Origin of the sequence: Vibrio sp. OPT18 (genome assembly GCF_015163615.1) — a bacterium.
In the GTDB taxonomy this organism is placed as follows: domain Bacteria; phylum Pseudomonadota; class Gammaproteobacteria; order Enterobacterales; family Vibrionaceae; genus Vibrio; species Vibrio coralliirubri.
Map to the genome: position 1 here is coordinate 138390 of NZ_JADDYK010000021.1, position 13642 is coordinate 152031.

Genomic DNA, 13642 nt, shown 5'->3' on the forward strand with positions numbered 1-13642 from the left:
AAAACGCTTTAACTTATAGTCACCCTATATTTATAATATTGTTAATAAACATTCAAACATTTGGTAACAGTTATGCCGGGTCAACTTTATAAAAATATTTTACCAACCCTACTGACAGCGTGTTTTTGCCTCCCTTTGTACGTCAATGCAGACGGTGTAAGGTCGGAGGCTGATGTAAAGAAACTTGAAAAATTTCAAGAGACTGTAAGTGGCGAGCCAATTTCATTAGCTCCTATGTCGATAGAAAAACCGGTAAGAATTGCGCTGATTTATCCAAGTGCAGATATTTCTGACTTTTGGACAAGAAATTACACCGCATTGAAGGAGAGACTTATCGCTTTGGAGCTGCCTTTTGAGATCAGTGAGTTTACTTCAAGGCAAATTGAGCACTCATTACAGACCCAATACATCGAGCAAGTCCTGAATTCTGAGACGCCTTATGACTTCGTCATTTTTGGGCCTTCTGAACTAGGTATCCAAGCCGGCAACATTCAAAAACTGTCCGCTTCCAAAGATTTCAAAACCTTTATTTGGGCGTTTCACACACCGAATGAGCAATGGAAACATCAACCAGACAGCTGGTTTGATTTCTCAAGCGCGATGGGGGCTGAGGTGCTTTGTGACCATGTGGTGAAAGAACTCGGAAATGAAGTCGAGTTTTCAGCTAATCGAGGAATTCCGGGAATAACAGATACTCAACGTTCACAAGGTTTCATTGATTGCGTAGAAGAAAAAGGCGATTGGTTAACGGTATATGAGCACTTCGGGCAATACCAGAAGATAGGTGGCGCCGATGGGATTCGTTTGGTACTCGGTAACTTCCCCGAAGTGACCATGGTTCACAATGCTAATACTGCGATGACCATGGGAGCGGTGGATGCTTTAAACAAGGCTGACATGTTGTCTGAAATCTATGTGACGGGTTGGGGCGGTACTGCGAAAGAAATAGAAAAGATTCGTTCCGATGAATTAGACGCGACGCCTATGCGAATGAGTGATGACCTTGGTGTGGCAACGGCCGAAGCGATTAAGTTTCACTTGGAAGAGCGAGAGGCAGAAGTCCCGTTGGTTTACTTAGGTCGTATCACCGTTGTGCACAACAAGATGAATGACGACCAATTAAATCAACTAACCAGAGAAGCGTTTCGTTACTCGGGCAAGAATTAGGTTCGATTCATCTATCCTTTATTAATCAAAAAGAGCCGTTTATCTGTTTCGACCTAGTGAGTCAGAATTAGATAAACAGCTCTTTTATTGAGTGGGTTCCGGATTCGAAATCTAGCTCACGGAACCTTAGAGATTGAGTCTACTCCGTGATTTCTTGCAGCACTTCTCCGATTGACCCACTTGGTTGGGTGATTCCCAGTTTGTTCGAAAGCGTTGGCGCAATGTCATATGGCGTCACTGCTCGTGATACCTTCTTAGCTTCAACGTCGTAACCTGCAAAGATCACAGGCACATGTGTGTCGTATTTCCACGGAGAACCATGTGTAGAGGCAATTTGGAGGCCTTCCATGTCGTTAATGTAGCTGCGTGGTGCAAATACTACGTACACGTCGCCAGAACGAGCAGGGTGGTAGTTGTTTTTAATTAGCTGCATCACATGCGTGTCCGGTACTCGGTTAGCCGCAATGTCACTACTTGATACAGCAAACGCAACACCTTTCACTTTTGCAATCTCATCCGCAATAGCTTCTTGGACCTTAGCGAGTTCAAGCTTCTTCTCAGCGATCAGATCATGATTCAGATAGATGTAAGGTTGTGCGTACAAGCGAATCGCGTCTTTGGTTAAACCAAATTCGTCCTTCAATCGTCTCTCAACACCACTCGAGAGTAATGTGTCTTTATTGAAGTATTGAGCTTGATTGAAACCAAGCGCATTTGCCGCAGGTGAAGATTCAGGTACACCGTGGTCGGCAGACAGCACAATTAATGTGTTTTCTAGACCCACTTGGTTATCAACGGTTTTGAAAAGCTTAGCAAGAGTCTTATCAAGTCGGATAAGGTTGTCTTCTGTTTCTAGGCTTTCAGGGCCGTAGAGGTGCACCACGTAGTCGTTTGATGAGAAACTCACAGACAGATAATCAGTCACGTCGCCTTGGCCGAGCTTCTCTTGCATCAACAAGGTGCTAGCGAAGTTTTCCGTGATCTCGTCACCAGCAGGGCTCACGGTTAGGGTGGTGCTGTAGTATTTGTAGCTTGCCGGGCCATAAGGATGAGGGAAGGTGCGTTGGAAGTCACCGAGTTTCACTTTGTGTTCGGTATCGTGTTCTTGCAACGTGTACTTATCACGCGGTAATGAGAGCTCCCATTTCTGTTTGGAATACTGAGCAGCAATCGCTTTCTCGTTCCAGCGCGATACCCAATCTGGATACTCGTCGTAGTAATAGTTACTGGTGACAAACTCAGATTGTGCTTTGGAGAACCAGAAGGCTTTACCGCTGTGTCCTGCCAATGAGATTGCGCCACGGTCTTTCACTGAAACACCGAACACTTTTGATTTGCCACTATTGGAAATCGTCAGTTCGTCACCAAACGTGGTGGAGAGTATTGGCTCTGGAGAGCGGCCATCGCCTTGTGCTGTCTTCTGCGTTGGGTCGATCTCTGTTGCTTTATCGACACCTGCACCAGAGGTCAGCATTTGGTAGTTACCGTCTTCTACGTTATACACCAAACGTTCTTCGCTACGGTCATACCAAACGTTACCTACCATGCCGTGTACGCTCGGTGGAGCGCCGGTTGCAAGCGATACATGGCCCACGATTGTTTCCGTGTTGCCATGTTGGTAGTTCGCGTTGGTGTAGTAAGCACCATCATCCATTAAGTACCGGAAACCGCCTTCACCGAAGTTGTGCTTATATCGTTCGATTAGATCTGCGCGCAGGCCATCTACCGTGATTTGAAGGACTAGATTTGGCTTTTCCTCAGCTGAAGCTGGGAGAGCGCAGAGTAACGCGAGGGTTAGTCCTGAAAGCTTGGTGTATTGCATAGAGTTTCCTTATTCACTGTTGCCGCTGAGTTCTAATGTTTGGTCAGGTTTCTAACGTTTGGCCAGATTTCTAACGTGTATACAGTGCGAATCGTATTTTTTTGTATTGTTGGTGACGATTAGTGAACCATAACCTTCGGCGTCTTTAGTTAGTTCGCTTCGTTAGCTAGTTCACAGCTTTAGTTCGTATCCTTAACTAAACGCAGGCCCATGTCCGACATCGTGATTGATTGGCTTGCGAAGTCACGACGGTAACTTTCAGATTCATTTTCGTCATAAGCAAAGCTGCCACCGCGAACCGATTTGTGTGATAAACCAACGTCGCTGTGCTTTGCGTTGTTAGGGTTGTCTGTTGGACCGAATCGGTAGAAGGTGTCATCGAAGGCATCGATAACAAACTCGCCCACGTTTCCTGTCATGTCATATAAGCCTAGTTCATTTGGTTTCTTTAGCCCGACTGGATGTGCGCTATTTTTAGAATTTGCTGAGTACCACGCAACATCATCTAAGTTATTGGAACCACTGTAAGTATAGCCTTTACTTTTGTTGCCACCTTTGGCTGCAAATTCCCATTCAGCTTCAGTAGGCAAACGGTATTCTTCACCTGTAAGTTCGTTCAATTGCTCGACGAAGTAGTTCGCTTGTTGCCAGCTAAGGTTATTGACTGGAACTTGTGGGTTTTGGAAATAACTGAGAGATGAACCCATCACCGATTCGAACAATTCTTGAGTCACCTCAAACTTCGCTATATAGAAACTATCTACAGTTACATTACGTGCAGGACGCTCTGCTTTGGTCGCTTCTGGATCGTTCGAACCCATGGTGAATGTGCCGCCTTCAACCAACACCATCTCTTGGTCGATTTGTTGGGCGATAGGGTGTGTAGGCACGCTTGCACAGCCACTCAGAAGAATAGTTATGGTGACGCTGCTCATTGTTGCTAACTGTTTGTAATTAAGAAATTTCATCACGTGCCTCAGATGTTCGAAATAGGGTCTAATTCTAACGTTTAAGGTCATTCCTATTGGTTATAAAGGGTATAACATGTCACTTGATCGAATAGGAATTATGATGGCTCCAGAATACTAAAATAGGTAGGTAAATCATGCATATTACTCAAGGTCCACAATATAACGGTAAAGCGTCTAAGCGCTTGCATGTCATGGCTAAGCCGATTGGCGCAGCATGCAACATTGACTGTAAATATTGTTACTACCTAAGTAAGCAAGATTTGTTGGAGTACAAGAAAGGCAGTTCTCCAAGAATGGATGATGAGACGTTAGAAACCTACATCCGACAATACATCGAAGGTCAAAACACGCCAGAAATCATCTTCTCATGGCAAGGCGGTGAACCGACAATGCTAGGTTTGGCGTATTTTGAACGCGTGGTTGAGTTACAGAAAAAGTACCAACCTGAAGGTGTATTGATTTCAAACGATTTACAAACCAATGGCACGTTGTTGAATGATGATTGGGCTGAGTTTCTTGCGAAGAATAACTTCCTGATCGGTTTGAGTATTGATGGTCCTGAAATGCTGCACAATGCCTATCGTGTCAACAGAGCTGGCCGTGGCACATTCAAACAAGTGATGGCGGCTGTAGAGCTGCTGCATAAACACCAAGTGAAGTTCGCAACGCTTACCTGTGTGAATAACCTCACCAGTCAAAACGCACTTGAGGTCTATCGCTTCCTACGTGATGTGGTGAAGTCACCGCAAATGCAGTTTATACCTATCGTTGAACAGAAAACGTTCCGAACGGTTGCACCACAAACATCCCAAGTGAGCGAGCAGCTCAAGCAAGGCGACAAACGCCTGACCCCCGGCCATAAAGATTCGATCATGGAATCGTGGTGTGTGTCGGACTTAGCTTGGGGTAACTTCTTGATTTCTGTGTTTGACGAGTGGGCCAAGAACGACATCGGCAAGGTGTTTGTTCAGTATTTTGAAGCGAGCGTAGAAACATGGATTGGACGTCCGAATCCGCTTTGCACTCTGAATGAGATCTGCGGTAAAGGCCTAGCGATGGAGCCAAACGGTGATGTGTTCTCTTGTGACCACTACGTTTACCCTGAATACAAGATTGGCAATATTCATCACGAGAAGCTTGATGACTTAGCGTACAGCGCACCACAGCAAAAGTTTGGCTTTGCTAAATCACGCACACTAACCAGTCAATGTCAGCAGTGTGATTACAAGTTCGCTTGTCATGGTGAGTGTCCTAAGAACCGCTTTATCAAAACTCGTGCAGGCGAACCGGGCTTGAACTACTTATGTGCAGGTTGGCACAAGTTCTTTTCTCATGTCGATAAGTCGATGGCGTATATCGCTCGCGCGATGGGGCATCCAGTGGCTCATGGCAAATTCAGCGACTCAGTATTGATGGCGCATCGAGCAAAACAGGCGCAACAAGCTACGTTCGAGACCAAGTTTTAACTCGTTCTTTGGGTCAACAGTTCCAAGAAAAATTTAATCAGATACGAGTCTAAGGACAGGCTAAGTTCTCCAGTTTAAGGTAATACTATGATGAAGAAGAGTTTAGCGACGGCTGTTGCTTTATTGGTTTCAACGTCCGCATTGATTTCAACGTCTGCGATGGCTGCGAATAGCGTTCAACAAACGGTTGACGCGCCAGCACAAAATATCAATCAAGTGCTTGAAATGACGGACACTCAAACCCGTATTCAACAATTGTCTTACATGGCACAAGATCAGAATCAATCTGTTGAAAATCGTACTGGTGCACTGCAAGAGCTTGCTTCATACCCAAGCCAAAATGCGCTGGTGGCGGTGGCAAGAGGCTTAAAAGATCAAAACCCTGAAGTGCGTGAAGCGGCGGTTATCGGTTCTGAACCTTACCAACTGGAACATCGCTGGGCGTTAGTTTCACCTCTGCTAAAAGACAGCGATACCATGGTTCGCCATACGGCAACGTCAAACCTAGTCCGTGACTTCAATGCGTTAGATGACGAGCAGAAAGCACAAATTGAACCACCAGTCACAGAGCTTATTAGCTTCTTGGAAACGCAAGAATCTGAAAAGTACCAATTACTGTTTGCTGATGTGCTTCGATGGCACAACGATTGGGATAAGGCGGAAACGGTTTATCTAGAGCTGATCAATACTCATCCCAAAGAAGCGCAAGTTTGGTTGAGTTACGCAGATAATTTTCGTGCGCAGAACAAAGACAAACAAGCAGTCGAAGTATTAGATCGTGGTTTGGAGAGCGTGCCAAACAACGCCGCGCTGCACTATTCGAAATCGCTGACTCTGGTTCGCCTTGAAGACAAAATTGCGGCAGCCAAAGAGATTGAAGTGGCTGCGAAGCTAGCGAAAGATAACAGCTACTACTGGTACCTAAATGGGGTATTACAAGAAGAGTTAGATATCGACAAGTCGACTAAATCGTTCGAGAAAGCGTATTTGATCTCTGGTTCTCCAGAGCAGTTATACGCGGTATGCGATATCTATGTGCGCTACGGCAATGAAAAGACCGATGATTGCTTGGGTGAGCTAGGTAAAGTGGCTCCTGATTATGTTATTGAGCAGTTGAAAGAGAAACGAGTAGCGCCAAGCTCATAATATTCAAATGAGTAAATAGCGAAGCCGATAATGAAAAGCCAGTCAAAATATTCGCCTGGCTTTTTCTCATCCATGAACTGCTTAGACAATGCTCAAGTGACTAAAGACAAAATAAGGGCAAGCTTATTACTTGCCCGTTTCACTTTATTATTCACCCATAGAGCTTGATGCACGGCGTCTGTCGGTCGCGCCATAGATCTTGCCATCTTTGACTTCAATCGCATTCAAGCCACTGACGACTGGAATGACATGCACCGGATAACCGAGCTGCATGAACTCTGGTACTAGCATTTCAGCGTAGGTTTTCTTTTCGACGAGTAAACCCGTTGGGTCATAAGGTTTGGTGCGATCAATCTTGGTGCCGTATTGGATGTTTGGAAGGTCAATAGCTTCCTGCGCGGACAGATCCCAATCTAGAACACCTACCACGGCTTTCAACACGTAACCCGGAATTTGCGAACTGCCTGGAGAGCCGACAACTAAACGCAGGTCGTCTTTTTTATCCATAACCATTAATGGTGTGATTGCAGAGCGTGGTCGCTTACCCGCTTCGATGGCATTTTGAGTCGGTTTACCGTTTATGGTGGGTTTAGTGGAGAAGTTCGCCATTTGTGCGTTAAGAATTACACCATCGACCATTACTCCAGAGCCCATGCCCGTGCCGACGGTGCTAGTCATGGCAATGGCATTACCGTCTTTGTCGATAATGGATATGTGCCCGGTATCTTGGCTCTCAAAACCTTGATACTGAGCGTAATCAGTATTGGATAGCTTGCCTGCTTTCGGGTTTGTTTTTGAAATACCACTCTCTGGAATGAGCTTACGTCGCTCATCAATGTAGGCTTTGTCGAGTAGGGCAGCAACGGGCGCTTCGATGTAATCTGGGTCACCGGCATAAGCGATGCGATCGGCCTTAGCGATTCTCATGGCTTCGGTCATCAAGCGCCAAGGTTCAACATCGGTTTTAGACATGTCTGCTAAGTCATAGGCCTCTAACATTTCGAGGCTTTGAGCAACCATCACGCCACCAGAGGCTGGATAACCGAACGAGACAATCTTATTGCCTCGGTAGTCGCTTTCAATAACCTCACGTTGTTTCACTTGGTACTGTTCAAAATCTTCAAGAGAGAGCTTAGCGTGGTCGGCGTCGATTCGGCTGTTAACCGTTTCAACGATGTGCTTACCGAACTCGCCACCATAAAGGTACTTATCGCCTTGTTGAGCAATGTTGTTCAGAGTGTCGGCAAGCTTTGGGTTCTTCATCAATGTGCCGGTCGGTTTGATTTGGTCGTCATTCCAATACAGGGCTTCGATTTCTGGATCTTCAATCAATCGTTCTTGTTCACGAACCACGATGTCGTAGGTGTAGCTGTTCATCGCGTAGCCCTTGCTTGCCAGTTCAATTGCGGGTTGAACAAGCTCAGGCCATGGCAGTTTTCCGTATTGTTGATGAGTGCTATAGAGCAAACGAAGTGTGCCGGGAACTGCTACAGAACGAGCCCCTAAAATCTCGTTTCGACTTAGCGCTTCTCCATTTTCCATGAACATATCTGGAGTAGCAGTTGAAGGGGCTTCATCTCGTCCATCAAGTGCGAGGAATTGATCTTTGTCTTTTTGGTAAAACAGCGCAAAAGTGCCGCCGCCAATCCCAGTCATATCCGGTTCAACCACAGACATTGTCATCTGCATCGCCACCATTGCATCGACTGCATTACCGCCTTTTTTGAGTATCGAATACCCAGTGCTGCTTACGTATGGATTCGTTGCACTTACCATAAACTCTTCGCCAGTTTCGTCTGGCGTAATTGGAAAAGGGTTTGGCTCAGCCGCGAAACCGACCGCTGAAACCAAACTTAAAGATAAAGTAGCTATTCGCATGCGTTCTCCGTTTAAGGTATCTGTTTATTCGCTTTTAGGTTGACCAATTTAAGGTAGTGAAGTTCGTGAGTTTACAGCCTTCTTACACAATGCTGACGGCTCTGACATTAGTGACTAAATCACCTAAATGTTTCTGAATTAAAGGATAGTTAAGAGCAATGTAATGGCTTGTTAAGCATGACAATTCAAAGACATAAAAAAGCCCAGACTGTTTGATTAGCTTGGGCTTTTGTTTCTATTGACGATGATTTTTACGCATGATTAGAAAACGAAACTCAACATGATGGTGTAAAGGACGGCATCTTTGTCATCAAAGGCACTTCGTGGATAGAACTCTTCGACAAACGCACCGTTTGCTTTGCGAGCTTCAAAATATTGCACTTCACCATTAATAGAGACATTTGGTAGCACATCGTAATCCACACCAATTAGGTAGCTGTTTCCTGTTAGGTGTTCGTGTGAATCAAACTCTGCCCCGTAAACGACGTATGGAGTGAATAAATCTAGTCTATAGCCCAAACTCGCGTACATCGAGGACGAGAAGTCACTGATCTGTCCTTCACTTGCAAGCACCGCTTGACCTAATTCATACTCAGTACCTAACGACCAAAGTTGAATGTGTTGGTTGTCTTGTTTGCTACTGAATGGAGCTGTAATCGAAGTTCCAGGGATTGTAATCGTGCCAGAAACGGTTTGATCAAAATTGGAGTCGAGGAATGATAAGTTCCAACGATAGTTTTCACCGCTCAATTGAAGATTGGCACCGAACATTCGGTTGGTTTCAAATTCCAGCTCTGTACTCGAATTAAAGTCGACTTTGTTTTTGTCTTTTACACCGAAGAAAGGTGAGAGCAATAGCGTTGCTTCATCACTGACATCATGAGTCCAGCTCACTTTTATGCCGTTGAAAGCTGTGATTCCGAGAACGCTGTTATACACCTCTGTCGGTGGCCTTGCTGTCATATAGGCTTGGCCTACATAGTAGTACTCAGAGGCAAGGAATAGTGGCAGTCGCAATCGACCAACGCTTACATCAAAGTCATTAAATTCATAGCCTAAATAAGCCCACTCTAGCTGCGGTTCACTCCAGTCATATTGGGGTGGCTTGACAACTTGCACGGAAGCTTTGAATGAGTTGTAGAAGTAATCGAGTTGAACACCAAATGTGGTATCGCAGTCGTAACAGCTCTCATCAGTAAAACCGCGGTTGATGATCAATGGATTATCGTTATCCGATGTTGCCCAAGATGTTGAACCAAAACCACTTAAAGATAAATTATCGGTAAGTTCAATAATGGCAAAGGCCGGAGAGGCAATCGAAGCACATAGCACTAACGTAATTATTTTTTTCATATTATTTCTCCGAACTTATAACGTAGAGAACGTTGGCATTTTGAGGAACCGAAGAGAGTGGGGAGTAACCAATACGGTTTGGTTTGTCATCAAGCCAGTCCACTAAGCTGTCGGTTGATGCCGTTTTGATTTCTCTTGGATAACGCGCTTTTCCTGAAAAAGATAACCCAGCCCAATGTGCATTCATTTGAGCGGCATTTTTTCCAAGTAAAAGCTGATAAAATTGTTCTCTTTCGGCGCTGTTCTCAGGCCAGTCTGATAGTTCTACACGTTTGCCATTGAGGCGCTTGGTTTTTCCTCGGTATAGCTTTCTCGCTTTGTTTATCGATATTTCTTCAAACCCAGAGTCTAAAGAGAATATGGCGTAATCTTCTGCGGCATGAGCGGGGCTGAGAAGAAGTAAGCTTCCTAACAGCCCTATCACTGCGGGTAGCAGCGCTCTGCACGAGAGTGTTTTAATTGTTTTGATCCAATCCATTGGTTTCTCCTAACAAGTCGCACTTTCTATTTGGTGGAACAGTTTTTCTTTTCTTACGGGCTTCGCTACGTACCCATCCATTCCGGAATCAAAGCACTTTTGAATATCATCATCGATAACACTGGCGGTTAACGCGATAATAGGAGTTTTGCTTAAGCCTTGGTTTTTCTCGTGTTCTCGAATCTCCTTAGTTGCGGTGAAACCGTCCATAACAGGCATCATGCAATCCATCAAAATAATGTCGAAGCTACTGTCGTTCTGGTACATATCAACGGCAATTTGTCCGTTGTCTGCTATTTCAAAGGCGTAGCCGGCTTTTTTAAGCATCACTGAAGCGACTTTCTGGTTCACCCGATTGTCTTCAACAAGCAATATTTTTTCTGATTTGCTCGGAATTGCGTTTTGTTCCGCTTCTTCAGGCAAAGTACGTTTTGTCGCAGCCCCGTTGATAATCGGAGTGACAGTTGCAGGTTGTGTCTTAGGTTGAGCTTTATAGGAAGCTGGTAGTGGCATAGCTTCGACCGCGGTGAGCACTTTCTCTTTAAGCATCTCGAACTTGAATGGCTTTGGTACATAGTCATCCATACCAACGTCGAAACATTTCTGAATATCGTCATCGATGACACTGGCGGTCAATGCAATGATAGGGATGCGTCGCGTCGCTTCTGTTTCTTTTTCAATTCTTCGGATGTTGCTTGTCGCATCAAAGCCATCCATAACCGGCATCATGCAATCCATGAGTATCGCCGCGTAATGAGGATTAGCGGTGAACATGTCGATAGCTTCTTGACCGTTATTCGCAAACTCGAATTCAAAACCACTCTTTCCTACATGAAGACCCGCAATCTTTTGGTTGATCTTGTTGTCTTCAACGATAAGGATTTTGTGTTGGATCTCAACTTGTGGCTGGCTTGCCTCAGATAGTTCCGCCAAACCTCGTGTATCACAAAGCTCAATAGCTTTAATTAAACGCAAGCCGAGTAGGGGCTGTGCGACTTGTGCTGTAACGCTGTCACCAAGATCCGCTGGCTCACTTAAGAAGGAACGTATCAAACAGATTGTGATGCCGTTTTGGTGCAGCTTAGCTAAGTTATCTGCGTGGGTATTAGCTAGGAATGCGTCATCTTCGGCGAAAACGACAGTGATAGGTTTAGTGTGTTTTTGAGTGGAGAGCTGCTCTGTAATTGCCGTTATATCGTTCGTTTTATCGGTAACCTTCAAACCATAAAGGTTAAGGTCGGACTCGATTCGCTCGGAGAGCATGTTTTCGTTACCCAGCACATAAATATCAGCCATTGCTGCACTTGGTTTTGGCAGTATCAAGTCAACAGGCAATTCCAAGTCGAAGTAGAAACAACTCCCTTCACCTTTAACTGAGTCGAGTTGAATTTGACCACCCATCAGTTCAACCAACTGTGTACTGATGGCTAGACCAAGACCAGTACCACCAAATTGACGTGTGGTTGAATCGTCTTCTTGAGCGAAGGGTTCAAATATCTGTTTTTGTTGCTTTGAATCGATACCAATACCCGTGTCTCGTACAGCAAATCGAATGGTGGCATTGTTATCTGCTTTGTTGAGCGTTTGGATTGATAAGGTGACGCCACCTTCTGCAGTAAACTTCACCGCATTCGACATAAAGTTCATCAAGATTTGTCTTAAACGGTGATCGTCTATCATCACGCGTGCCGGTGTGTCTGGGCTGATATCTACGTTAATCGATATTTTTTGTTCTTTGGCTTTTGGTGCCACAATAGAGGCTATGTCGTAAATCGATTCTCGAATTGATGCTGAATGAGGGCTGATCAAGAGCATGCCAGATTCGATCTTAGAGAAGTCCAAAATGTCGTTAATAAGGCTTAATAGCAGTTGAGAAGAAGTCTCAATGGTATCGACATAATCGCGTTGTGTTGGTGTCAGCGGTGTATCAGACAAGATCTCAGAAATACCGATAACGCCATTCAATGGAGTACGAATCTCGTGTGACATGTTAGCCAAGAAGCTACTTTTGGCCTTACTGGCTTGTATCGCGTGATCTTTTGCTTCTTCAGCGTCTTCTTTAGCTCGCTCGGCGTCTTCTTTTGCTACCGTCAATCTCTCTTTCGCGAGTTCTCGTTCGATGGTCAATCGTTCAACTTGTTGAGCAAACAGACTGAGTTCATCTTTACCTTGGATTAATTTATCTAAAGAAGGGCGCGTGTCATCATTTTCGCTTTTTAAGAAGGCTAACACCAAATTTAGGTTGTTAGTGACTTGTCTGGCCAAGCTAAGGGTTAAACCCATAACAATCGCTGCCAACAAAGCGACGATTGAAATAAACAGGGTTCGCTGTATTTGCGCGTCATAGATGGCTTGCTCAACTTCTTGTTGAAACTCTTGCTTGATTACGCCGCCAAGGCTTTGTAATAAGTTGAGTCGAGCGCTCATCGCTTCTAAGCCAACAGACACTTCTAGTGGCGTCAGTTGGCTGATTGCATTTAGGTCGAGTAGCGCGCTTCTTATCTCTTGGCTTTGAGCAAACACATCATTTCGAAACACTTCAACCATCAAAGACACTTGATGTTCGTTGGCGTTCAATGAAACAAAGCGCTCTAAGAACAATTGTTGTCTTTCACTCAAGGTTTCGATCTGTTCTGCGAGTTCTGGGTCGTACTCTTGGCTGCTTTGGAATATCTCAATCAGTGAACTACCAAGCTTGAACTCTTCATTCGACCAAAACATCAACCACTCAAGTTGTTGAAGGGCAGTGAGGTGCTGTTGAATTTCACGTTTAGTGTTTTCAAAAGGGACCTTCTCTACTTCAAGTAACAGTTGCTTGTATAAATCGCTCTGCCATTCGAGGGCATCCAATTTATCGTAAGTGTCAGTCGCTTGCATCGTCGATAAGGTCGCTTCGCTGAAATCGGCAACAAGTTGATTCATTTCATCAGATGCGTCTAAAAAAATGATGGGAGACAGGTTTTTTAGTTCTGCCTTTACTTGATTGCTTTGAGTCGCAAACTCTTCAGGGCTAGACGCCAAGGTACTTCTATACAAGACAGAAATATCTTGAAGATACACAGATAACTGATTGGTTCGTTCAAAATCGGTTAACTGAGTCGTTAATATATAAGCCTGTCTACCTGCTAGGAAGAGTAATAATGAAATGGGAAGTAGAACTAAGCCAAAGAGTTTATGTTTGACTGAAAGGTTATTCCAGACCGTAATTGCCATATAAGGATCCATCCAACTGTCGTTATATAAAAACAGTAGAATAAAAATTCCGATATGGAAACTTTGAAACGGTAAATTTTACGTAAGTGTGGGAGGGATATAAGTTCTTGTGATTCCAGAGCTTATTTTGAAATGCGTTCTTTTATTA

9 protein-coding genes are annotated in these 13642 nt (G+C 44.6%); 3 read left to right on the plus strand and 6 right to left on the minus strand.

Going from position 1 to position 13642, the window contains the following annotated elements:
- Positions 1 to 72 precede the first annotated feature (72 nt).
- Positions 73 to 1167, plus strand: coding sequence for a substrate-binding domain-containing protein (locus IQQ51_RS03105; RefSeq protein WP_193840334.1), 1095 nt, complete (start codon positions 73 to 75; stop codon positions 1165 to 1167).
- A 139-nt stretch (positions 1168 to 1306) separates the two neighbouring features.
- On the opposite strand, the gene IQQ51_RS03110 is transcribed toward IQQ51_RS03105, so the two are convergent.
- Positions 1307 to 2989, minus strand: a complete 1683-nt coding sequence (locus IQQ51_RS03110; protein ID WP_193840335.1) for an alkaline phosphatase family protein — start codon at positions 2987 to 2989, stop codon at positions 1307 to 1309.
- A 179-nt stretch (positions 2990 to 3168) separates the two neighbouring features.
- Positions 3169 to 3957 (minus strand): formylglycine-generating enzyme family protein, encoded by a 789-nt coding sequence (locus IQQ51_RS03115; protein WP_193840336.1) that lies wholly within the window; start codon positions 3955 to 3957, stop codon positions 3169 to 3171.
- A 137-nt stretch (positions 3958 to 4094) separates the two neighbouring features.
- Here IQQ51_RS03115 and IQQ51_RS03120 point away from each other — a divergent pair, with 137 nt between their 5' ends.
- Together IQQ51_RS03120 and IQQ51_RS03125 are read left to right on the plus strand one after the other, a co-directional pair.
- Positions 4095 to 5426 (plus strand): anaerobic sulfatase maturase, encoded by a 1332-nt coding sequence (locus tag IQQ51_RS03120; protein ID WP_193840337.1) that lies wholly within the window; start codon positions 4095 to 4097, stop codon positions 5424 to 5426.
- An 87-nt stretch (positions 5427 to 5513) separates the two neighbouring features.
- Positions 5514 to 6572 carry a HEAT repeat domain-containing protein gene (locus tag IQQ51_RS03125; RefSeq protein WP_193840338.1) on the plus strand — a complete coding sequence of 353 codons (1059 nt, stop codon included), beginning with the start codon at positions 5514 to 5516 and terminating at the stop codon, positions 6570 to 6572.
- Between the two features lie 147 nt (positions 6573 to 6719).
- On the opposite strand, the gene ggt is transcribed toward IQQ51_RS03125, so the two are convergent.
- From ggt to IQQ51_RS03145, 4 genes are all read right to left on the minus strand, one after another.
- Complete coding sequence (gene ggt / locus IQQ51_RS03130) at positions 6720 to 8450, minus strand: gamma-glutamyltransferase (RefSeq protein WP_193840339.1); 1731 nt, start codon at positions 8448 to 8450, stop codon at positions 6720 to 6722.
- A 261-nt stretch (positions 8451 to 8711) separates the two neighbouring features.
- A complete protein-coding gene (locus IQQ51_RS03135; RefSeq protein ID WP_193840340.1) occupies positions 8712 to 9803 on the minus strand; it encodes a sulfate ABC transporter permease in 1092 nt (363 codons plus the stop codon).
- A 1-nt stretch (position 9804) separates the two neighbouring features.
- Positions 9805 to 10281 (minus strand): hypothetical protein, encoded by a 477-nt coding sequence (locus IQQ51_RS03140; protein WP_017094534.1) that lies wholly within the window; start codon positions 10279 to 10281, stop codon positions 9805 to 9807.
- A gap of 9 nt (positions 10282 to 10290) precedes the next feature.
- Entirely contained in the window at positions 10291 to 13494 is a 3204-nt protein-coding gene (locus tag IQQ51_RS03145) for a response regulator (protein WP_193840341.1), read from the minus strand.
- Positions 13495 to 13642 lie beyond the last annotated feature (148 nt).

Excerpts from the sequence above, each read along its gene's own strand:
- IQQ51_RS03105 (WP_193840334.1), top strand. The coding sequence starts at position 73 with ATGCCGGGTCAACTTTATAAAAATATTTTACCAACCCTACTGACAGCG.
- IQQ51_RS03110 (WP_193840335.1), bottom strand. The coding sequence starts at position 2,989 with ATGCAATACACCAAGCTTTCAGGACTAACCCTCGCGTTACTCTGCGCT.
- IQQ51_RS03115 (WP_193840336.1), bottom strand. The coding sequence starts at position 3,957 with ATGAAATTTCTTAATTACAAACAGTTAGCAACAATGAGCAGCGTCACC.
- IQQ51_RS03120 (WP_193840337.1), top strand. The coding sequence starts at position 4,095 with ATGCATATTACTCAAGGTCCACAATATAACGGTAAAGCGTCTAAGCGC.
- IQQ51_RS03125 (WP_193840338.1), top strand. The coding sequence starts at position 5,514 with ATGATGAAGAAGAGTTTAGCGACGGCTGTTGCTTTATTGGTTTCAACG.
- ggt (WP_193840339.1), bottom strand. The coding sequence starts at position 8,450 with ATGCGAATAGCTACTTTATCTTTAAGTTTGGTTTCAGCGGTCGGTTTC.
- IQQ51_RS03135 (WP_193840340.1), bottom strand. The coding sequence starts at position 9,803 with ATGAAAAAAATAATTACGTTAGTGCTATGTGCTTCGATTGCCTCTCCG.
- IQQ51_RS03140 (WP_017094534.1), bottom strand. The coding sequence starts at position 10,281 with ATGGATTGGATCAAAACAATTAAAACACTCTCGTGCAGAGCGCTGCTA.
- IQQ51_RS03145 (WP_193840341.1), bottom strand. The coding sequence starts at position 13,494 with ATGGCAATTACGGTCTGGAATAACCTTTCAGTCAAACATAAACTCTTT.